This window comes from Alcanivorax sp. 24 (assembly GCF_004360225.1).
GTDB classification, from domain to species: domain Bacteria; phylum Pseudomonadota; class Gammaproteobacteria; order Pseudomonadales; family Alcanivoracaceae; genus Alloalcanivorax; species Alloalcanivorax xiamenensis.
The window spans coordinates 112,323-134,696 of record NZ_SNUA01000005.1 but is presented as its reverse complement, the minus strand read 5'-3'; the positions used below and the strand labels follow the sequence as shown (position 1 = coordinate 134,696).

Genomic DNA, 22,374 nt, shown 5'->3' with positions numbered 1-22,374 from the left:
TTGAATCCGCCGCAAGAGATCGAGGCTGCGTCCCTGTTTTCAGAGCGCGATCTGCATTTTTCCGCCAATGACTTCAGAAAAATCCGCGATCTGATCTATCAGCGCGCGGGTATTGTGTTGGCGGAGCACAAAAAGGACATGGTGTACAGCCGCGTCGGTCGCCTGGTGCGTGCCCGCGGTCTGACCCGTTTCGGAGATTATCTGGCGGGTCTGGAGGCCAGTGGAAAAGGCGAGGAATGGCAGACGTTCGTCAACGCCCTCACCACCAATCTGACCTCCTTTTTTCGCGAATCGCACCACTTTCCGATCCTGGCCGATCATGTCCGCGGCCGCAGGGATCCGGTCCGGGTATGGAGTGCCGCCGCGTCCACTGGCGAAGAACCCTATTCCATTGCCATGACGTTGCTGGAAACCCTGGGAGAGCATGTCAACGTGGAGGTGCTGGCCACCGACATCGACACCGAGGCCCTGGATCGTGCCCGACGTGCCGTCTATCCGCTGGAGCAGGTAGCACGCCTTGATGATCAGCGTCGGCGGCGGTTCTTCCAGAAAGGCAGCGGCGCCCGCACCGGTTATGCCCGGGTCAAACCCTCCCTGGCGGGAAAAGTACGTTTCCAGGTGATGAATCTGGTCGGCCGGGACTGGCCCACCGGGCAACGCTTCGATGCCATTTTCTGCCGCAACGTGATGATTTACTTCGACCGGGAAACTCAGAGCCGGGTGCTCGGGCGGTTGGCTGATCGACTCAAGCCCGACGGGTTGTTGTTCGCCGGCCACTCGGAAAATGTCGCCTACCTGAGCGACCGTTTCCGCTCCCGTGGTCAGACAGTGTACTCGCTGGCAGGGCATGACGGCGGCGGGTAATGCCCAATCCGGCCTCAAGGTTGGCGACTCGCGGCCGATAAGCTAACCAGTAGGACTGTTGAACCAACGCCATTGCAATGTTTCCACCGTAACAGGGGCGGGTTTGGGCTATGGAAAAAATTCGCGTGCTGTGCGTCGACGATTCCGCGCTGATTCGTGACTTGATGCGCGAGATCATCAACGGCCATCCCGATATGGAAGTGGTGGCGGTGGCGCCGGATCCGTTGGTGGCCAGGGATCTTATCAAACAGCATAACCCGGATGTGTTGACGCTGGACGTGGAAATGCCACGCATGGACGGGCTCGACTTTCTGGAGCGCCTGATGCGCCTGCGGCCGATGCCGGTACTGATGGTGTCGTCACTGACCCAGGCCGGATCGGAGATTACGTTACGGGCCCTGGAACTGGGTGCGGTGGATTTCATTGAGAAACCGTCGTTGGGGATTCGTTCGGGGATGCTCGACTACAGCGAGCTGATCGCGGAAAAGATTCGTGCCACGGCTCGCTCCCGGCCGCGCCGCGCCAACGACAACAGGACGCCACCGACGAAGTTGAAGGCGCCGATCATTTCCAGTGAGAAACTGGTGATTCTGGGAGCGTCAACGGGGGGAACCGAGGCGATCCGGGAAGTGCTGTCGCCGTTACCGCCGAACAGCCCGGCGATTCTGATCGCGCAACATATGCCCGGCGGATTCACCCGGTCGTTCGCCGAACGGCTCAACCGGCTCAGCGCGGTGACGGTGAAGGAAGGGGAACACGGAGAGCGGGTGCTGCCCGGTCACGTGTACATCGCGCCAGGGGATGCGCACATGCTGTTGGCCCGCAGCGGCGCGAACTATGTGATTCACCTCGATGATGGGCCACCGGTGAATCGCCACCGACCCTCCGTGGATGTGTTGTTCCGCTCCGCGGCGCGGCACGCCGGCCGCAACGCCATTGGCGTTCTGCTCACCGGTATGGGCAAGGATGGTGCCGGGGGACTGCTTGCCATGCGTGAAGCCGGTGCCCACACCCTGGCCCAGGATCAGGACACCTCCCTGGTGTTCGGGATGCCTCGCGAGGCTATCGCTCTGGACGCGGCGATCGAAGTGCTGCCGCTGAATCAGGTGGCGCCGCGTCTGATGGCACTGGCGGCCGCCTCCGGGCGGGCTCAGCGGGTATAGACAGAATAACCTTGAAAAAAGGAAAGGCCGGCTATGATGAAATTCGTGCGAAATATCAACATCAATACGGCGGTGGCCGGAGCGCTGATTTGCTGCGCGCTTTTGATCGGCGGTATCGCCGCTATCCGCATCCTCACCAACCAGGTGGTGGATGCTTCCATCTCCACCCTTAATCAGGTCAATGTGCAGCAACTCAATCAGGTTGCCCGGGCCAGTACCTTGCTGAACCAGGCGCGTATCGAAATGGATCTGGCCGCTGATTATCTGGACAACGGCATGCGGCTGGTGGCGGACAACCAGATCCAGCGCGTCAGCGGTTTTCTGGAAAGGGCGGAACGTCGCTTTCAAAACTTCGTCGACAGCCCCAAGGATGAAATGGGCGAGGCCCGGGCGAATGAGCTGGCGGGGGCCTACAAGGAAGTACTGCGTCTGGTGAAGATGCAATACGATTATCTGCAGAAAGGCGACCTGCGTACTTATCGTAATCTGCGCCAGGAACTGCTAACCCCCAACGACGACCTGAATGACACCCTGACCAACTTCACCCGTTATGGCGATGAACGTGGCCAGGAGGTGATGGGCCATTATCAGAAGCAGACCGCTTTGTTCTCCTACATCGGCATCGGCATGTTGGTGCTCACCGGCATCATCATGGTGCTGGTGTACCTGATGCTGCGCGGCGTGGTGGTGAAACCGTTGAGCTGGGCGGTGGAAAACCTGCAGCGCATCGCCCGCGCCGATCTGTCCGAGGAGATCAAAGTGCCGGGCAACAATGAGATCGGCAAGCTGTTCACCGCCATGGCGGAAATGCAGCACAGCCTCGGCAAGATCGTCACCGAAGTGCGGGAAAGCGGTAACGCCATTTATGTCGGCGCTTCCGAGATCGCCAGCGGCAACGCGGACTTGTCTTCCCGTACCGAACAGCAGGCCGCCTCGTTGGAGGAAACCGCCACCAGCATGGAGCAACTCACCGCCACGGTGAAGCAGAACGCCGACAACGCGCGCCAGGCCAGCGGCCTGGCCAACGACGCCTCCGGCACCGCCGGCCGTGGTGGCGCCGTGATGGACCAGGTGATTGGCACCATGCGTGGTATTTCCGACAGCTCCCGCAAGGTGGCGGAAATCACCAGCATGATCGATTCCATCGCCTTCCAGACCAATATTCTCGCGCTGAACGCCTCGGTGGAGGCGGCCCGGGCCGGCGAGCAGGGGCGCGGCTTCGCGGTGGTGGCTGGAGAAGTGCGTAACCTGGCGGGCAACAGTGCCGACGCGGCCCGTCAGATCAAGGCACTGATCGAAAGCTCGGTCTCGCAGGTGGACGAAGGGTCCCGCTTGGTGGAAGAGGCCGGCGAGACCATGCGGGAAGTGGTGGCCGCGGTGAAACGGGTCACCGACATCATGGATGAAATCTCCTCCGCCTCCCAGGAACAGAGTGGTGGTATCGAACAAGTCAGCCAGGCGGTGACGCAAATGGATGAAGTGACCCAGCAAAACGCGTCGCTGGTGCAGGAAGCCACTGCCGCCGCCGCATCGCTGGAAGAGCAGGCGCGGCGTCTGGAGAAAGCGGTGGCGATTTTCCGGCTGCGGCCTGAACAGTTGGCGTCCCTGTCGTTGTGGCGCAAGCAGGAAGCCGGGGACGATCCGGAAACGCCGGCCGACATCGAAGCCGACGTGGACGACGGTGCCGTCAGCGAGAAAAAGCCGGCAACGGCGGAAGAAAAACTGAAGAAGGTGGTGCCGCGCCGTGAAGCGGTGACCGCCGAGGATGACTGGGAAGAGTTCTGACCGGACCAAGTAGCGGAGAACACAATCGTGGACAAGAACATGAGTATTCTGGTGGTGGATGACTTTCCCACCATGCGGCGCATCATCCGCAGCCTGCTCAAGGAGTTGGGATTCGGCAATGTGGATGAAGCGGAAGACGGACAGGAGGCCCTGACCAAGCTGCGCGGTGGTGGCTTCCAGTTCGTGGTGTCGGACTGGAACATGCCCAATCTGGATGGTCTGGAAATGCTCAAACGGATCCGCGCTGACGGCGATCTGAGTCACCTGCCGGTGTTGATGGTGACGGCCGAGGCGAAGAAGGAAAACATCATCGCCGCGGCCCAGGCCGGAGCCAACGGGTACATCGTCAAACCGTTCACCGCCGTCACCCTGGAAGAAAAGCTCAACAAGATCTTCGAGAAACTCGGCGCATAACCAGTGACAGGCAGCATCCGGGAATCGTGAAAGCGCGCCGCCGGCCAGGACCGGCGGGACGTCGGACATCCCGAGGCAGGAGAAAGCAGCATGAGCAACGAGGCCGGGCATATCAGCGAAGGGGGAGCCGGATCCGACGATCTGGTCCAGCGTATTGGCCAGCTTACCCGCATGTTACGCGACAGCATGCGCGAACTGGGTCTGGATAAGGAAGTGGTCAAGGCGGCGGAGGCGATTCCGGATGCCCGTGCCCGCCTTAGTTACGTGGCCACCATGACCGAACAGGCGGCCGACCGGGCGCTTAACGCCATTGATCGCGCGCAGCCATTGCAAAACCAGCTGGCCGACCGCGCCGGAGATCTGGATCAGCGCTGGCAAGCCTGGTTCCAGGAACCCAAGGAGCTGGATCAGGCCCGTGATCTGGTCAACGACACACGGGCGTTTTTCGGCGAGGCGCCGGACCTGGCGCAGGCCACCAACAAGGAATTGTTGGAAATCATGATGGCCCAGGACTTCCAGGATCTCACTGGCCAGGTGATCAAGAAGATGATGGAGGTGATCCAGGAGGTGGAGCGGCAGTTGCTGCAGGTGTTGCTGGACAACGTTCCGGAAGGCCGGGAACGCGATGAAATGCAGCGCCGCCGCGACGAATCCCTGATCAACGGGCCGCAGATCGATGCCGCCAGGGAAGATGTGGTCAGCAGCCAGGATCAGGTGGATTCGCTGCTGGACGAATTGGGGTTTTAAACGTAGCTTTACGGCCAATTCGCCGCCAAGGCAGCTTCCCACAGCGGCTCCGTGGCGCTCTCTGTGGGAAGCGACCTTGCTCGCGATTCTTTCGAATAACCCCCATTCCCTGCCTCTAATCCACCGTTAGTTCCGCCGCTGCTTTACCGACAATGATGGGCCGAATACCCAGCCTTCCTTGACGATGCCATGGCGGACGATACCCAGGACCAGGAAAAGACCGAACCGGCTACTCCCCGACGATTGGAACAGGCGCGGGAAGAAGGCCAGGTGCCGCGTTCGCGGGAGCTGGCTACCTTTCTGTTGCTGTTCGCCGGGGTGGGTGGTCTGTGGGTGATGTCCGGCCCGTTGTTCGCCCAGCTCGGCCTGGTGATGGAGCAGTCGTTCCTGTTCGAGCGGCGCCAGGCCCTGGATACCGGGCCGATGCTCGGACGGGTGGCGGAGCTGGGCATGCGGACCCTGCTGGCGTTGGTGCCGTTATTCCTGTTACTGCTGGTGGTGGCGCTGGTGGCGCCGATGCTCACCGGTGGCTGGTCCATGAGCGCCAAGGCGCTGCAGCCGAAATTCTCCAAGCTCAATCCCATCGCGGGCCTGAAACGCATGTTTTCCAGCCAGGCGCTGGCGGAACTGGCCAAGGCGCTGGCCAAGTCGATCCTGGTGGGTGGAGTGGCGGTGTTTTTTCTGCTGCGCCACAAAGGGGAATTCATGGCGCTGATGGAGCAGCCGCTGCGTCTGGCGATGACCAACGCACTGGCGCTGGCCGCGTCCGCCAGCGGTTTGATGGTGCTGACACTGCTGGTGTCGGTGCTGATCGATGTGCCCTATCAGCTCTGGAGCCATGCCAAGAAGCTGCGGATGAGCAAGGAAGAGATCAAACGCGAGCACAAGGAAAGCGAAGGGGATCCGCAACTCAAGGCACGTATCCGCTCGCAGCAGCAGAGCGTGGCGCGCCAGCGCATGATGAGCAAAGTGCCGGAAGCGGATGTGATCGTTACCAACCCGAGCCATTTCGCCGTGGCCTTGCGCTATGAGGAAGGCCAGATGTCCGCGCCCCGGGTGGTGGCCAAAGGCGTGGATCAGGTGGCGGCCCGCATTCGTGCTCTGGCAGAGGAACACCGGGTGCCGTTGCTGGAAGCGCCACCGCTGGCGCGGGCACTGTATCGCCATGTGGAGCTGGACCGGGAAATCCCCGCCGCGCTGTACACCGCCGTGGCGGAAGTCCTGGTCTGGGCGTTCCGTCTCAAGAGCGCCCGTGGCAGCGGTGAAGCCTCGCCGATGCCGCCACGGGATCTGCCGGTGCCCGATGACCTGGCGGTACCCGCCGCTGATCAAGGAGTCGCGTCATGATCGGATCGCTGCTGGGGGCGGGGGCCTCTTTGTCGATAAAGAACGTGCCGATGAAGATCATGGCCGGACCGGTGCTGATTCTGCTGGTCATGTCCATGCTGATCCTGCCGTTGCCGCCGTTCGCGCTGGATCTGTTCTTCACCTTCAATATCGCCCTGGCGGTGATGGTGCTGCTGGTCAGTATGTTCACCCTCAACTCGCTGGACTTCTCCGCCTTTCCATCGGTGTTGCTGTTCACCACGTTGATGCGCTTGTCGCTGAACGTGGCCTCCACCCGGGTGGTATTGATGGACGGCCACGAGGGTGGCGATGCCGCCGGCAAGGTGATCGAGGCGTTCGGCCAGTTCCTGGTGGGCGGCAACTTCGCCGTCGGTCTGGTGGTGTTCCTGATTCTGGTGGTGATCAACTTCGTGGTGATCACCAAAGGCGCCGGGCGTATCGCCGAGGTCGGCGCGCGCTTCACCCTCGACGCCATGCCGGGCAAGCAGATGGCCATCGATGCCGACCTCAACGCCGGTTTGATCGGCGAGGAGGAGGCCCGCCGTCGCCGTGCCGATGTGGCCAAGGAGGCGGACTTCTACGGTTCCATGGACGGCGCCAGCAAGTTCGTGCGCGGCGATGCCGTGGCCGGTCTGGTGATCATGGTGGTGAACGTACTCGGCGGTTTGTTGATTGGCATGTTGCAGCACGACATGAGCTTCGCCGAAGCGGGCCGTACCTATGCGCTACTGACCATCGGTGATGGCCTGGTGGCGCAGATCCCGGCGTTGGTGATCTCCACCGCCGCCGGTGTCACCGTGTCGCGGGTCAACACCGACCAGGATATCGGCGAGCAGATCATCGACCAGTTGCTGGTCAACCCCAAGGTGATGTTCCTGGCCGCCGGCGTGATGGGACTGCTGGGGCTGGTGCCGGGAATGCCGAACCTGGTGTTCTTGCTGTTCACTCTCGCGCTGGGCGGGCTCGCCTGGTATTTGCTCCGGCGGCGCGATCGGAACCTGGCGGAACAGCACATTGAAGCCGCGCCGGCGCCGGCGCCGGAAGTCCCGGAAGCCACCTGGGACGATGTGCGTCTGATCGACACCCTGGGACTGGAAGTGGGGCACCGGTTGATTCCGCTGGTGGATCATCGCCAGCACGGCGAACTGCTCGGGCGGATCAAAAGCGTGCGCAAGAAATTCGCCCAGGACGTGGGTTTTCTGCCGCCGGTGGTGCACATCCGCGACAACCTGGAACTGGATGCCAACAGCTATGTGATCACCCTCAAGGGCGCGGAAGTGGGACGCGGCCAGGCATTCCCCGGCCAGTGGCTGGCCATCGATCCCGGTCAGGTCTCCGGCACCCTGGAAGGGCGTGCCACCCACGATCCCGCCTTCGGTCTGCCGGCGGTATGGATCGATGAATCCCAGCGGGAACGGGCCCAGGTGTACGGTTACACGGTGGTGGACGCCGGCACCGTGGTGGCCACCCACTTCAATCATTTGTTGCACCGCTACGGCGCGGAAATGCTCGGACGCAAGGAGGTCCAGCAATTGCTGGACAAACTGGGCGAAGAGCAGAAGCCGTTGGTGGAAGAGGTGGTGCCCAAGGCCGTGTCACTGACCACGCTGCAACGCATTCTGCAAAACCTGCTGGACGAGGATGTGCCGATCCGGGATCTGAGCACCATCCTCGATGCCCTGGCGGAGCCGGGCAATGCCCAGACCGGCGCGGAAGAACTGACCGCCCGGGTACGCGTGGCCCTGGGCCGGGCCATCACCGACCGTTGGTTCTCCGCCACCGGAACCTTGTCGGTGATCGGCCTCGACGCCGGCCTCGAACAAGTGCTGGAGCAAGCGCTCAATGGTGGCGGTGCACTGGAGCCGGGCCTGGCGGACACGCTGATGAGCCAGGCCAGTGCCGCCCTGGAACGCCAGGAGAACGCCGGCTTGCCGCCGGTGCTGGTGGTGGTGCCGGCCTTGCGTGGCCTGCTGGCCCGGTTCCTGCGCCGCCGCCTGCGTCACCTGGTGGTGCTGTCGCAGGCGGAAATCCCCGATGACCGTAGCTTGCGCGTTACCGAACTGATCGGGATGCAGCCATGAACGCCAATAAAGGAAAAGCGGCATGAGTGTTCATCGTTTTGTCGCGCCGACGCAGCGCGAGGCCATGCGCCGGGTCCGTGAGGCCCTGGGTGACGATGCCCTGATCGTGGCCAACCGCCAGGTGCCCGGTGGCGTGGAGCTGGTCGCCCTGCGCGAGGGGGAAGACACCCCCGCGTCTCCGCCTTCCGGCGAGGCCCTGCCGATGGCGGAAGGCGACGCTGATGTCAGCCGGTTGTTGCTGAAGGAAGTGGAAACACTACGGGCGCTGTTGCGGCGCCGGGAGCGTGGCGAGGGCGCCGCCGATTCGCCGTTGGCGGCGACGCTTCGCGGCGCTGGTTTCAGTGCCGCTCTGATCACCGATGTGCTGACGGGGCTGCCGGAAGAAGCGGGTGAGGGCGATGCCGCCCGCGCCTGGGTGGAACAACAACTGGCGCGCCGCCTCAACGCCCAGGCGCGGCCCTGGGACAAATTGGCCGAAGGCGGCGTCCTGGCGTTGGTGGGCCCCACCGGCGTCGGCAAAACCACCACCGTCGGCAAGCTGGCGTCGCATTACGCCATGCGCTGGGGGGCGGATCAGGTCGCCCTGGTCAGTGCCGACGGCTACCGGGTGGCGGCCCGGGACCAATTGCGTGTTTACGCGGAACTGCTCGGCGTGGAGCTGCATCCACTGTCACCGGGGCGCACGCTGGCGTCGCTGGCGGGAGTCTTGAACGACAAGCGTCTGGTGATCATCGACACGGTGGGGCTGGGACAGCGCGATGAACGTCTGGCGGAAGGGTTCGCGCCTCTGGTGGGTGGCGCGCGCAGCACCCGGGCCGTGCTGTTGCTGAACGCGGCCAGCCAGGCGGAGACCCTGGACGAGGTCAGCACTCACTATCGCCGTGCCGCGCGGCAAGCCGGGATGACGCTGGACGATGTCATCATCACCAAGAGCGATGAAGCGGCCCGTATGGCGCCGTTGCTGGACGTGGTGATCGGTCAGGGACTGCGGCCCTGGTTCCAATGTGATGGCCAACGGGTGCCGGAAGATCTGGCCCCTCTGGACGGTGCCGAACTGGTCCGGCAAGCGTTGAATCAGGGCGACTGCCGGACCGGCGGCACGCTGCCGTTCAATCCATTGGCCCAGACCGGAACCCTGGTGAATACCCTCGCCGTCCTGCGTCGCGAGGTGCCCGGCTTCTCCTGGCTGGAACAGGCGCTGGCGGGGCAATGGCAGCGGCAGCCACCGCTGCCACCGAGCGATGAGGCCGGCTGGCTGTTCTGGCCGGTGGCGCGGGATGAGGCCGCCCTGGTGCTGGGCAAGGAGGGCGAGGCCTGGCCGCTGTGGCCGCCGGAACAGGCGTCCCGTATTCGCTGTCTGCAATGGTGCCGCCGCCATTACCCGTCGCTGATGCCAGTGTTCTCCGGGGTGCCCGGGGCCACCAACTGGCGGTGGCTGGATCGCCAGGGTCTGCCCTGGCTGGCCACGGTGTCGGCACAGGCGCGGGTGCGCTACCACGGCGACCTTCAGCCCTTGTGGGCGCTGCGCGAGCAGGCGCCGGAGCAGGGGGAGGCGCTGTTGCGGCGGAAGGGGCGCACGTTGCGGGTCAGCCTGCGTGCCTTGCCGGTGGCGGCGGCGTGCGGCCGCCGGTACAGCGGACTGGTCCGTGCCTGGTTCCTGCAAGCGCGGGATCCCGAGACCGATCGGGTGCGCGGCTGGCGTTATGCGCTGTTGCCGAATGATTGGGATCTGTCGCGGGCGCGGCCGCATTTGCTGGCGTTGTGGCGGGGGCAGGCGGTGGCCGGGCTCGGCCAGCGGGCCTTGCGGGAACTGTCGGAGAGCGCCGCTTTGTCGTCGGGCGATTCTTCACCTTCTTCCCATCACGCGTCTTATCGTTCCGCCGCCGCCGGACTGGCGGCTCTGGCCTGCCGTCTCGACGAGGAACAGAGCGACTGGGCGGTGGCGACTCGCGGCCGGGTCCTGGGCTTACTCGGACCACGTCGCCGGCGTACGCCGGAGCGGTTGTTGACGGCGTTGCTGCATGTGATCCGCACCCATGACGCCCTGCGTCTGATGAGGGCGTCATGACCGCTTTACCCGGGGCGGATCAGGCCGCCGGCCTGCGGGACTGGGCCGCCACGCGTTCGCGAAGCGTCGGACCGACCCTGGTGGTGGTGGGCGCTCCGCTACCGGCCCAGGCCGGCCGGCGGACCCGGGCGGTACTGGAACATTGGGCGGGCTGCGGCTGGCGCTGGGTCGGGGCGGCGCAGGATTGGCGAATCGTGCCATTGTCTCCGGCTTTGCCGGTGCCGGCCAGTGCCCGGCGTGAACCCCGCTGGGCGCTGTGGGTGGAGCCGGATGGTGCCGGTCTGCGCCGGGCCCTGAGCTGTCTGGAATCGGTGCGGCGTCAGCACGGGCCGCGACGATTGCTGGCGCTGCACCCGCCCCGGCTGCAACGGCGCGGGCTGCTGGACAACCTGCAACAGGCGGCCCGGCGCTTTCTCGACACCGAGCTGGTGGTGCTGGCGCCATGACACTGCTGCGCGGGCTGCTGTGGATGAGCCTGCTGTGGCCGTGGCTGGCGCCAGCGGCGCCGGGCAGTTGGAGCGCCGAGGCACCGTCGGTGCGGGTGGCGGTGCCGGGGCGGCTCTATCACAGCGAGGCGCTGCTGCCACCCGGGGACGCCGCCGCGCGCGGCAACTACATCCAGAAAGTGCGCTGGCGCTACAGCACGCCGCCGGGGCGTTCGTTGCGCGCCTGGCTGTGTCAGGGCGACCGCTGCCTGCCGCTATCCGGCAACCGGGGGATCAGCGAAGCGTTACAGGGGCCGGCGTGGTCGCCGCTGTCGTTCCGTTTTCAATTGCCCGATGGGGAGCGCCGCGCGGTGACGGTCACCGACATTCAGGTTCTGGTCAATTATTGATCTCAACCCCATCGTGGTCCTTTCCGGTATGAAGAGGACCAATTATGAAGAGGACCAATGCCGTCCCACAGTTCGCCAGCACGCTTGCACGCTAACACCCCGATTCGCGGCCAAGGCCGCTCCCACAAAGAGCGCTACGAAGCAGCTGTGGGAAGCTGGCTTGCCAGCGAATACAGCGCGAATTCATGTCTCCAGGGCTGACAATCAGGCTTTCAGGCTTAGCGTGCAAGCGTGTTGCATGTAAGCCAGCTCCCGGTCCCCGCCAGTCGCCGGAATAACCCCCAACAATGCCGTCTTTTCCGGGCATGGCCATGGTCATGGAAGCGAATAATGGGAGGACTCCCACGATTCGGGGTGATCAGTGCGGACGCCGATGGGGCGCTGTTGAGGACAGGGCATGTACACCGCTCAAGGGAAAATCGACCAACAGGCACTGCTGGAAGAGCACCTGCCGGCAGTGCGGCGCCAGGCGCTGGCGCTGCAGGTCAAGCTGCCTGCCAGTATTGAACTGGATGATCTGATCCAGGCCGGCACCGTCGGTCTGCTTGACGCCCTGCGCCGCTATGACCCCAACGCCGGCGCCAGTTTCTCCACCTTCGCCAGCCAGCGTATTCGTGGCGCCATGATCGATGAACTGCGTTCACGCGACTGGTTGCCGCGCAGCGTGCGCCGCCATGCGCGGGAGCTGGACCGGTGCATGCACCGGCTCGAGCAGCGTCTCGGCCGCGCCCCCCAAGAGCGGGAGGTGGCGGCGGAGATGGGCATGGGCCTGGAGGACTACCGGCGGCTACTCAGCGATACCAACAGCGGCTTGTTGCTGCCGTTCGAGGACATTGTCGCCGAACAGGGCGAACCGGACGCTGGCGGCAACGGCCCGCCGGACCCGTTCAGCGCTCTGCTGGACGGGCAGCAGCGCGATCGCCTGATTGCCGCCATTGAATCGCTGCCGGATCGGGAAAAACTGCTGATCGGGTTGTATTACCAGGAAGATCTCAACCTCAAGGAAATCGGCGCCGTGCTGGGCGTCACCGAATCCCGGGTGTGTCAGTTGCACAGCCAAGCGGTGAGCCGGTTGCGCGGCCGTTTGAGCTGATTCCCGCCCGGCTCGCGCGGCTTCCTACACGAAGCGGCCCGTCGGCGCTACAATGCGCGCCGACGCAGACCGAGATCGCTATGAAGCCCATCGACGAAATCCACAAACGGCGCACTTTCGCCATCATCTCCCACCCGGATGCCGGTAAGACCACCATTACCGAGAAGCTGCTGCTGTACGGAAATCAAATCCAGCTGGCGGGTACGGTGAAGGGGAAGAAATCCGGCCGCCACGCCACCTCCGACTGGATGGAGATGGAGAAGGAGCGGGGGATTTCCGTGACCACCTCGGTGATGCAGTTCCCTTACCAGGACGCCATGGTCAACCTGCTCGACACGCCGGGGCACGCGGATTTCTCCGAGGACACCTATCGCACCCTGACCGCGGTGGATGCCGCCTTGATGGTGATTGATGCCGCCAAGGGCGTGGAGGAGAGGACCGTCAAGCTGATGGAAGTGTGCCGGCTGCGCGACACGCCGATCCTCACCTTCATCAACAAGCTGGACCGCGACGTGCGCGATCCCATCGAGGTGCTGGACGAGATCGAGGACGTGCTCAATATCGAGTGCGCCCCGGTGACCTGGCCGATCGGCATGGGCAAGAGCTTCAAGGGCGTCTACAACCTGCTGCGCGATACCACCGTTCTGTATAAAACCGGCCAGGGGCACACCATCCAGGACGTGCGTGAAATCCAGGGTCTGAATAGTCCGGAACTGGATCAGGCGGTGGGGGCGGACTACGCCCAGGAACTGCGTGACATGCTGGAACTGGTGCGCGGCGCCAGCCACGATTTCGATCTGGAGCGGTTTCTGGACGGCCGGCTGACGCCGGTGTTCTTTGGTACCGCGCTGGGCAACTTCGGCGTCGATCACATGCTTGATGGCCTGGTGAAATGGGCGCCGGCACCGCAACCCCGGGTGGCGGTGGAGCGCAAGGTGGAAGCGGAGGAGCCGAAGATGACCGGCTTCGTTTTCAAGATCCAGGCCAATATGGACCCGCGTCACCGGGACCGGATCGCCTTCATGCGCATCTGCTCCGGCAAGTATCAGAAGGGCATCAAGCTCAAGCAATGCCGTACCGGCAAGGAAGTGCGCATCTCCGATGCGCTGACGTTCCTGGCCGGAGAGAGGGACAACGTGGAGGAAGCGTTCGCCGGTGACATCATCGGCCTGCACAACCACGGCACCATCCAGATCGGTGACACTTTTACCGAGGGCGAGGATCTGCGCTTCACCGGTATCCCGCACTTCGCGCCGGAACTGTTCCGCCGGGTGGTGCTGAATGATCCGCTGAAGAGCAAGCAGCTCCATAAGGGCCTCACCCAGCTTGCGGAAGAGGGCGCCACCCAGGTGTTCTTCCCGCTGCGTAACAATGACGTGGTGCTGGGCGCGGTGGGAACGCTGCAGTTCGACGTGGTGGCGGCTCGTCTGAAGGCCGAGTACGGCGTGGAATGTCGGTACGAGCCGGTCAACGTCACCACCGCCCGCTGGATGGAAGCGGACAGCGAACGCGAACTGGCGTTGTTCGAGCGCAAAGCCTACGACAACCTGGCCCGTGACGGGGCCGGCCATCTGACCTACCTGGCGCCGACACGGGTCAACCTGCAACTCACCGAGGAACGGCACCCGGAAATCCGTTTCCTGGAAACCCGGGAGATTTGATCTCCCGGACTTCCCTGGACACCGTCACCGTACGAATTTTAAACAGACTGAAACCCGCCGGTCCCCGCTTTGCAACAACGGGGACCTAGGCTCCTCCCCCAGCGCCTTTGCCGTTATCTCCGCCCCGGCGACCATTCCATGGGCCATCGCGGCAACGATCGCCGTGATGCCGCCGGGAACCTTTTGGGGGCGCTTCCATAGCATCAATAACATCGGGGAGCACAGTCATGTTTTTTTCTTCTCGCCCCGGCCGTCTGGTCCGGGTGTTTCTGATTCTGCTGTTGTCGATGCCGTCGCTGGTGTCGGCGCAGTCCGCTCCGAATCCCACGGTTCGGGATACTGTATTTGAAATTCAGCAACGCTTTCTTGAGCAGTTCAGTACCGAAGAGTTGCAGTCGATGACGCCGGATCAGGTGCTCGACAATATTTCCGCCGGAGAGCGTCATATCCTCGGCACCGACTTCGTTCGCTTCACCGTGAACGTGCCGGTGGTGGTTTCGGTGATGCGGGATCCGTGGCCGGCGGAACAGTTCTGGCTGTCGGATCTGGGGTTCGAGAAGACCGATCTGAAGGCGCGCATTCGCCATGAGACCGAGTGGGAAGTATGGCAGGCGAGGTTTCCCGCCGGCGAGGTGGGGCTGGGCGTGAACGGCATCATCGACGGCGATTCCAATGGCAGCATCGAGTCCTACGCCATCGCGGTGGCGCCGGTGGACGCGACGGCGGAGCTGGTTATCAGCGATCTCTATCACCCGTCCTTCGGCCTGGACACCGTGGCGCTGGAGCGCCCGGCCTGGGCCGATGAGGAAAGCCGTTACTTTATCGAACTGCCGGAGCAACTGGTGGGGCAGCAGTCCGTGCAACTGCTAAGGACTCGCCGCAACGATGGCCAGTTGATCCGATTCGCCAACATCACGCCGTACCCGTCCACCGCGAGGCCGGATCAGGTGGTGTTGACGTTGGGTGATGACCCGGCCACATCCGCGGTGGTGCAATGGCGTACCGGTCGCACGGAAGGCGCCGGCAAGGTCCTGTTCCAGGAGAAAAGCCGCTTTACCGGCTTCGATGCTGGTGATGAGTATCTGTCGGCCTCCTCCGGGGGGCCGGTGGTGATTGATTCGCCTCGGGAGGACATTCTGGCCGAGTACGACACGCTGGACGATTACCCCGGTGGCTTGCTGGAGCTGCGCCCGGAGCCGGGCAATGATCCGGTGGTGAACCGGCATATCGTTCCCCTGCGTGACCTGAAATCGGCCACCACCTATGTCTATGCCGTGGGTAACGGCGAGGATGGCGGCTGGAGCGCGCCGCGGGAGTTCACCACCGATCCGGCTGATCCGGAGGCCTTTTCCTTCATCTATATGGGCGACGTGCAGCACGGCTTCGAGGAGTGGGAACCGCTGGTGCGTCGGGCCTATGAATACACGCCCAACGCCCGCTTTATCGTGATGACCGGCGACATGGTCAATCGCGGGCCGGAACGGGACGACTGGGACGCGTTTTTTCACGCCAGCGAAGGGGTGTATTCGGAACAGCCACTGGTGCCGGTGCTGGGTAACCACGAATACAACGGCCAGGAACCGACTCTCTATCTGGACCAGTTCATGCTGCCGGAGAACGGCCCACGGGGCATGGAGGAGCGTCTCTACAGCTTCCGTTACGGCGACGCCTTCTTCGCCATCGTCGACGGCAGTCTCAAGGGCGAGGATGAGTTGGCCAGGCAGGCGGCCTGGCTGGATCAGCAACTGGCCCAGGCGGATAGCACCTGGAAATTCGTCGCCATCCACCAGCCCATCTACGGCTCCCGTCCGACTCAGGACGAGCCGGAATTGCGCGAGGCTTTCCTGCCGGTACTGGACCGCCACGGCGTGGATTTGATGCTGCAGGGGCACACCCATGCCTATCTGCGCACCCAGCCGATGAAGGGCGGAGAGGTGGTCCCCGAAGGCGAGGGCACGGTGTACCTGGTGGCCAATTCCGGCACCAAGTTCTATGAAGTAGGCGGTTTCCAGGAGAAATACGGGGTGGAGCCGGCGGTCATGATCGCGGATCTGGCCACTTATCAGGTCATTGATGTGGACGGCGGAGAACTGCGGTACCGGGCCTATGATGTGGATGGCACCGTGGTGGATGCTTTCACGGTGGAGAAGACCCCGGTGGATGAGGAAGAGCCGGTGGACCCCGAGCCGGAGCCGCCCGCATCCGGAGGGGGATCCGGTGGCGGAAGTTGGGGGCCGGGTCTACTGCTGGCCGGGGCTTTGCTGCTCCGGCGCCGCCGGCCCCGGGGCTGAGCGCGGCGAGTGGCCGGAAAACCCCGGCCGGCGCCCCGAAAAGGCTGACCATCCGGTCGCGCCGGCCTCCGCCGGCGCGGCGTTTCCGGGCCTTTTCGCGGTTTGCCACCATCATTCACCAGAGAAATATTGGGTATAACCCATATTGATTGTTTTTATGGGTGAGGGCCCCCTAGAATGCGCGCCATCGGTAGCCGGCGTCGGGTAGGGACCCTTTTCCCTGCATGACCGGCGGCTTCGGTGTTCATTCTTCTATCGACAAGGATTGACCATGTCACAGTACCTCAAAGAGATCGAAGCACTGAGCTCCGTGGTTGGTGCCAACAACACCTGGCACGACATCAACCCGGAATCCGCTGTTCGCATGCGCCTGCAAAACCGCTTCAAAACGCATCTGGACATCGCCAAGTACAACGCCAAGATCATGCGCGAAGACATGGCGGCCTACGATGCGGACTCCTCCAAGTACACCCAGTCCCTGGGTTGCTGGCACGGTTTCATCGGTCAGCAGAAGATGATTTCCATCAAGAAGCACTTCGGCAGCACCAAAGGCCGGTACCTGTACCTGTCCGGCTGGATGGTTGCCGCGCTGCGTTCCGAATTCGGTCCGCTGCCCGATCAGTCCATGCATGAGAAGACCGCGGTCGCCGATCTGATCCGCGAACTGTACACCTTCCTCAAGCAAGCCGATGCCTGGGAACTGAACCACCTGTTCCGTGCCCTGGACGACGCCAAAGCCGCTGGTGACGAAGCAAAAAAAGCCGAAATCATCAGCCAGATCGACAACTTCGAAACCCACGTTGTGCCGATCATCGCCGATATCGATGCTGGCTTCGGTAACCCGGAAGCCACCTATCTGATGGCCAAGCAACTGATCGAAGCCGGTGCTTGCTGCATCCAGATCGAGAACCAGGTTTCCGATGAGAAGCAGTGTGGTCACCAGGACGGTAAAGTGACCGTTCCCCACGCCGACTTCCTGGCCAAAATCAACGCTGTGCGTTACGCCTTCCTCGAGCTGGGCGTTGACGACGGTGTCATCGTTGCCCGTACCGACTCCCTGGGCGCTGGCCTGACCAAGCAGATCGCCGTGACCAACGAGCCGGGCGACCTGGGCGACCAGTACAACGCGTTCCTGGATGGCGAGTACATCGACGACGCGTCCCAGATCAACAACGGCGACGTTGTCATCAAGTCCAACGGCAAGCTGCTCAAGCCGAAGCGTCTGGCTTCCGGCCTGTTCCAGTTCAAAGCCGGCTCCGGTATTGACCGGGTGGTTCTGGACTGTATCACCAGCCTGCAGAACGGCGCCGATCTGCTGTGGATCGAAACCGAGAAGCCGCACGTTGGCCAGATCGCGGAAATGGTTAACCGTATCCGTGAAGTAGTGCCGGACGCCAAGCTGGTTTACAACAACAGCCCGTCCTTCAACTGGACCCTGAACTTCCGTCAGCAAGTGTTCGACGCTTGGGAGAAGGAAGGCAAGGACGTGTCCGCTTACGACCGCGACCGCTTGATGAGCGCCGATTACGACGGCACCGAGCTGGCTCAACTGGCCGATCAGTGGACTCAGAACTTCCAGCGCGATGCTTCTCGCGAAGCGGGTATCTTCCACCACCTGATCACCCTGCCGACCTACCACACCGCTGCTCTGTCCACCGATCAGCTGGCCAAGGGTTACTTCGGCGACGAAGGCATGCTGGCCTATGTGGCCGGCGTACAGCGCCGCGAGATCCGCGAAGGCGTTGCCACCGTGAAGCACCAGGACATGGCCGGTTCCAACATCGGTGATGACCACAAAGAGTACTTCTCTGGTGAAGCCGCGCTGAAAGCCGGTGGTAAAGACAACACCATGGGTCAGTTCGAGAACATCTAAGTCTCGATCCTACTCAGGTAAGTCTGGAAAAGGCGGGCCCTCGGGCCCGCCTTTTTTGTTTGACGGAATTAGCCTGCGGATCGCGCTACAAGCTCCCGCGGCAGCCTTGTGGCTACCCCTGAATTCATGTCTCGCGTTCCTGTCACCATGACCGTTTTCGTCAATGGATCTGGCGTGATCGGCGATTGTCCCGGCCCGCTCCCCGGGCGGATGATGCTGGAACCCTCATAAAAGCGTGGGCAGCGCCCCGTGATATCAGAACAACAACATCCGATGCAAGGAGCCGAGATGCAAGACGCTCACGATGTGGGTCTGACGTTGGGCACGCTTGTCCTGCGTGCGCTGGCACGTTATCCGGACCGCACCGCCTTCACCTGGGAGGGCGGAGAACTCAGCTATCGCGGCGTCGCCGACCTGATCGGCCGCATCCAGAAGGTCTTTCTGGAGCACGGCCTGCAACGCGGCGACCGGGTCGCCGTGCTCAGCGCCAACCGGGCCGATGGCTGGTGCGCCGGGGTCGCCGCTCAACTTTGCGGCGCGGCCACCACCGCTTTGCATCCCAAGGGGGCGTTGTCGGACCATCAGTTCCAGCTGGAGGACTGCGGCGCCGCCTTCCTGGTGGCGGATGCCGAAGCGTTCGGCGAGGTCGGCGTGGCGTTGTCGACCCGGCCGGGAATGACCACCTTTACCCTGACGGCGGCGGAGTACGGCATTGATTTGAGTCGGGCCGTGGAACGGGCCGGCGCGGCGACGGCCCGCGATCTGGCCCACGCCGGTGATATCGCCACCCTGAACTACACCGGTGGCACCACCGGGCGCGCCAAGGGCGCGTTTCGCCGCCATCGGGCGCTGGTGGCTTCCGCCGTGGCGATCCTGGCGGATTTCGAGCTGCCGCGCCGGCCCTATTATCTGGCGGTGGCGCCGGTCAGCCATGTGTCCGGCACCAAGGTTTTGCCGACGTTGATCCGGGGCGGCTGTGTACACCTGATGCACGGTTTTGATAGCGGCGAGGTACTGGCGGCGATCGAGCGGCGGCGGATCAACGTCACCTTGATGGTGCCGACCATGCTCTACAGCCTGCTGGACGACACCCGTCTGGCGAAGACGGATCTGTCGTCCCTGGAGTCGCTGTTGTACGGCGCATCGCCGATGTCGCCGGCCCGGCTGGCGGAGGGCATGGAGCGGATCGGTCCGGTGTTCGCGCAGCTGTTCGGGCAGACCGAATGCTATCCGATCACCTATCTGCCGAAGGAAGATCATGACCGGGCCCAGCCACAGTGGTTGGCGTCCTGCGGCTTTCCGGTGACATCCAACCGGATCGCTCTGCTGGATGACGAGGGCAGGGCGGTGCCGCTTGGCGAAGCCGGGGAGATCTGCGTGCGCGGTCCGTCGATGATGGAAGGCTACTGGAACCAGCCGGAGCAAACCGAAGAGGCGATGCAATTCGGCTGGCTGCATACCGGGGATGTGGCGCGGGCCGACGAACAGGGCCGCCTGTACATCGTGGACCGTAAGAAGGACATGATCGTCACCGGTGGTTTCAACGTTTACACCCGCGCGGTGGAAGACGCGCTCAGCGCTCATCCGGCGGTGGCCATGGCGGCGGTGATCGGCGTGCCGGATCCGCGCTGGGGCGAAGCGGTCACCGCCATCGTGGTTTGCCACCCTGGGGAGCAGGTAACAGCGCGGACTCTGATCCAGCAGGTCAAGGATCTGAAAGGCGCCGCCCACGCTCCAAAGAAACTCGAGTTCGTCGATGCCCTGCCGTTGACCAGCCTGGGCAAGATCGACAAGAAAGCGCTGCGGGCCCGTTACTGGGCCGGCCAGAGCCGACAGATAGGATGAACAGCGTGACGCCGAACACCACCACGGGATTATCGTCTTCTATTGCGCGCCGGCTGCGTTTGCCGCTGATCGCCGCGCCCATGTTCCGGGTTTCCGGGCCGGAACTGGTGATCGCCGCCTGCCGTCAGGGCGTGATCGGTTCCTTTCCCACCGCCAACTGCCGCACGGTGGAAGAGTACGACCGCTGGTTGTGTGAAATCGGTGCCGCGCTGACGCCCGAGGACGCGCCGTTCTGTCCCAACCTGATCATGCGGCGGCGGAGCCTGAAGGAAGAACTGGCCTGCTTGCTGAAGCACAAAGTGGAAATGGTGATCACCAGCGTTGGCGAGCCGCAGCCGGTGATCGGCCCGTTGCACGACATCGGTTGCCTGGTGTTCGCCGATGTGGCCAATGTTCGTCACGCCGAGAAAGCCATTGCCGCTGGTGCCGATGGGCTGATTTTGCTCACCGCCGGTGCCGGCGGGCAAACCGGTTGGGCCAACGGTTTTGCCTTCGTCCGCGCGGTGCGGGCGATGTTCGACGGGCCGCTGGTGCTGGCTGGTGGCATCGGCGACGGGCAGGCGTTGTGGGCGGCCCGTACCCTGGGCTGTGATCTGGGGTATATGGGCACCAAATTCATCGCCACCCGGGAAAGCCTGGCGGCGGAGGGTTATAAACGGATGCTGGTGGATTCCCGCCTGGATGACATCATGCTCAGCCGCGCCTTCACCGGCCTGGAGACCAATACTTTGCGTCCCTCGGTGATCGCCGCCGGGCTGGACCCGGACAACCTGCCCATCGACATGACCGAGGAGCGGGCCGCGGCCCTGTACGGTGGCGGCTCCGACAGCCCCGGGCCGAAACGCTGGGTGGACGTATGGAGCGCCGGACATTCGGTATCCGGTGTCTCCGGGGTGCCGTCGGTGACCGAGCTGGTAGCGAGAACCGTGCAAGAATACCGGCGGGCGCAGGCGGAAACCTTGTCGTTGCTGGACTCGAGCAGCAATGGATCAGAGGGCCGGTCTTGCGGGTAGCACGGCCGTCCACGGTTCGCTCGCACGCTTACACGCAACGCGCTGGTACGCCATTCGCTGCCAAGGCAGCTTCCCACAGTGACTTCGCAGTCCCGTGTGGGAAGCGAGCTTGCTCGCGAATAGAGAGTGCCAGCGAACGGTGCGATGGCCGATCGGTCGTGGTGCCTTCACATTCCCCCTTGCCGAGACCCGGCGCAGGTCAGGCACAGACGCGTCGTTGGGGCGAGACGTAGCCGCGGCACGGTTACGGCCCTTCATTTCTTTGCGATCATCGTCGTTCATTCTGGTACCTTGCTCTGATCATGCTTACTGTTGTGGCCGGTTTGTCCCGGTTGGTCAATAGTCAGGGCCTGACAGGATTGTTCGATAGTCAAACGGAGTAGTAATGAACATTGCGGTGTTTTGCGGTTCCAGTTCCGGTGTCGATCCCATCTATGAACAACAGGCGCGGGCGCTGGCCCGGGCGCTGGTGGCGCAGGGGCATGGTCTGGTCTATGGCGGTGGCCGGGTCGGGCTGATGGGCGTCATCGCCGATGCGGTCCTGGAGGCCGGCGGCGAGGTTATCGGAGTGATTCCCCAGGCGCTCAAGGACCGGGAAATCCAGCACACCGGTATCACCGAGTTGCACGTGGTGGAGAACATGCATCAGCGCAAGGCGATGATGGCGGAGCTGGCGGACGGTTTCATCGCCATGCCCGGCGGCGCCGGTACCCTGGAGGAAATCTTCGAGGTGTGGACCTGGGCGCAGCTGGGCTACCATCATAAGCCCTGTGGTTTCTTCAACGTGATCGGTTATTACGATGGCCTGATCGGCTTTCTTGAACACATGGTGGACCAGGGCTTCATGAAACCCGCCTACCGGGAAATGTTGACCGTGGACGCGGACCCCGAAGTCCTGGTGGCGGCGTTCGCCGATTACCAGGCGCCGGTGGCGAAATGGGAGAAGCAGTAAGCCATGGCGGAAATGCAATCTGACCAGGAGACCTGTCGATGATGGCGGTGCTTGCCGGTGGTTTGATCATCATATGGCTGGCGCTCTCCGCTGGCCGGACCATGCTGCACTATCTGCATGTGGAGCTGCATCGTCCAGCGGCCATCGCCGCGCCGCTGCTGCTGGCGGTGTTGGAATCGGTGCTGTTCCTGTGTCAGCTGCCGGGCACATCATTGCTGCCGGAATCCGAAGCGACCCTGGCCTTGCCGTTGCTGCTGGCGCTGGCCTGGGGGATTAATGGTCTGGTGGCGGTGAAGGCGGTAAGAGCCGGACGCTAGACGTTTAATAGAAAAATGACAGGCC

The 22,374-nt window shown here is 63.4% G+C and carries 18 protein-coding genes; all 18 read left to right on the top strand.

The window, feature by feature from the left end; all coding sequences use genetic code 11:
• Positions 1-864: a CheR family methyltransferase gene (locus tag E0L37_RS08855; RefSeq protein WP_240687446.1), complete on the top strand. Its 864-nt coding sequence runs from the start codon at positions 1-3 to the stop codon at positions 862-864.
• 110 nt (positions 865-974) lie between these two features.
• Positions 975-2,027 (top strand): chemotaxis response regulator protein-glutamate methylesterase, encoded by a 1,053-nt coding sequence (locus E0L37_RS08850; protein ID WP_133491388.1) that lies wholly within the window; start codon positions 975-977, stop codon positions 2,025-2,027.
• 33 nt (positions 2,028-2,060) lie between these two features.
• Positions 2,061-3,812 carry a methyl-accepting chemotaxis protein gene (locus tag E0L37_RS08845; RefSeq protein ID WP_133491387.1) on the top strand — a complete coding sequence of 584 codons (1,752 nt, stop codon included), beginning with the start codon at positions 2,061-2,063 and terminating at the stop codon, positions 3,810-3,812.
• A gap of 24 nt (positions 3,813-3,836) precedes the next feature.
• Positions 3,837-4,226, top strand: a complete 390-nt coding sequence (cheY, locus tag E0L37_RS08840; protein ID WP_133491386.1) for a chemotaxis response regulator CheY — start codon at positions 3,837-3,839, stop codon at positions 4,224-4,226.
• A 90-nt stretch (positions 4,227-4,316) separates the two neighbouring features.
• Entirely contained in the window at positions 4,317-4,973 is a 657-nt protein-coding gene (cheZ, locus tag E0L37_RS08835) for a protein phosphatase CheZ (protein WP_133491385.1), read from the top strand.
• 189 nt (positions 4,974-5,162) lie between these two features.
• Positions 5,163-6,320, top strand: coding sequence for a flagellar biosynthesis protein FlhB (gene flhB / locus E0L37_RS08830; RefSeq protein ID WP_133491384.1), 1,158 nt, complete (start codon positions 5,163-5,165; stop codon positions 6,318-6,320).
• Complete coding sequence (gene flhA / locus E0L37_RS08825; protein ID WP_133491383.1) at positions 6,317-8,401, top strand: flagellar biosynthesis protein FlhA; 2,085 nt, start codon at positions 6,317-6,319, stop codon at positions 8,399-8,401. The genes flhB and flhA overlap by 4 nt, the downstream gene beginning before the upstream one ends.
• Before the next feature lie 22 nt (positions 8,402-8,423).
• Positions 8,424-10,469: a hypothetical protein gene (locus tag E0L37_RS08820; RefSeq protein WP_133491382.1), complete on the top strand. Its 2,046-nt coding sequence runs from the start codon at positions 8,424-8,426 to the stop codon at positions 10,467-10,469.
• The gene (locus E0L37_RS08815; protein WP_133491381.1) at positions 10,466-10,915 is read left to right on the top strand and encodes a hypothetical protein; all 450 of its coding nucleotides are present in this window, start codon (positions 10,466-10,468) and stop codon (positions 10,913-10,915) included. The genes E0L37_RS08820 and E0L37_RS08815 overlap by 4 nt, the downstream gene beginning before the upstream one ends.
• On the top strand, positions 10,912-11,304 hold the full coding sequence (locus tag E0L37_RS08810; RefSeq protein ID WP_133491380.1) for a flagellar protein FlhE: 393 nt from the start codon (positions 10,912-10,914) through the stop codon (positions 11,302-11,304). Before E0L37_RS08815 ends, E0L37_RS08810 begins: the two co-directional genes overlap by 4 nt.
• A 397-nt stretch (positions 11,305-11,701) precedes the next feature.
• The gene (locus tag E0L37_RS08805) at positions 11,702-12,397 is read left to right on the top strand and encodes an RNA polymerase sigma factor FliA (RefSeq protein WP_133491379.1); all 696 of its coding nucleotides are present in this window, start codon (positions 11,702-11,704) and stop codon (positions 12,395-12,397) included.
• 80 nt (positions 12,398-12,477) lie between these two features.
• Complete coding sequence (gene prfC / locus E0L37_RS08800) at positions 12,478-14,058, top strand: peptide chain release factor 3 (protein WP_133491378.1); 1,581 nt, start codon at positions 12,478-12,480, stop codon at positions 14,056-14,058.
• 227 nt (positions 14,059-14,285) lie between these two features.
• Positions 14,286-16,349: a metallophosphoesterase family protein gene (locus tag E0L37_RS08795; protein ID WP_133491377.1), complete on the top strand. Its 2,064-nt coding sequence runs from the start codon at positions 14,286-14,288 to the stop codon at positions 16,347-16,349.
• A 271-nt stretch (positions 16,350-16,620) separates the two neighbouring features.
• Entirely contained in the window at positions 16,621-18,222 is a 1,602-nt protein-coding gene (locus E0L37_RS08790; protein WP_133491376.1) for an isocitrate lyase, read from the top strand.
• 288 nt (positions 18,223-18,510) lie between these two features.
• Positions 18,511-20,067: an AMP-binding protein gene (locus E0L37_RS08785; protein WP_133491375.1), complete on the top strand. Its 1,557-nt coding sequence runs from the start codon at positions 18,511-18,513 to the stop codon at positions 20,065-20,067.
• Positions 20,064-21,080 (top strand): nitronate monooxygenase, encoded by a 1,017-nt coding sequence (locus E0L37_RS08780; RefSeq protein ID WP_133491374.1) that lies wholly within the window; start codon positions 20,064-20,066, stop codon positions 21,078-21,080. Before E0L37_RS08785 ends, E0L37_RS08780 begins: the two co-directional genes overlap by 4 nt.
• A gap of 385 nt (positions 21,081-21,465) precedes the next feature.
• Positions 21,466-22,032 carry a TIGR00730 family Rossman fold protein gene (locus E0L37_RS08775; protein WP_133491373.1) on the top strand — a complete coding sequence of 189 codons (567 nt, stop codon included), beginning with the start codon at positions 21,466-21,468 and terminating at the stop codon, positions 22,030-22,032.
• 38 nt (positions 22,033-22,070) lie between these two features.
• Positions 22,071-22,349: a hypothetical protein gene (locus E0L37_RS08770; protein ID WP_133491372.1), complete on the top strand. Its 279-nt coding sequence runs from the start codon at positions 22,071-22,073 to the stop codon at positions 22,347-22,349.
• Positions 22,350-22,374 lie beyond the last annotated feature (25 nt).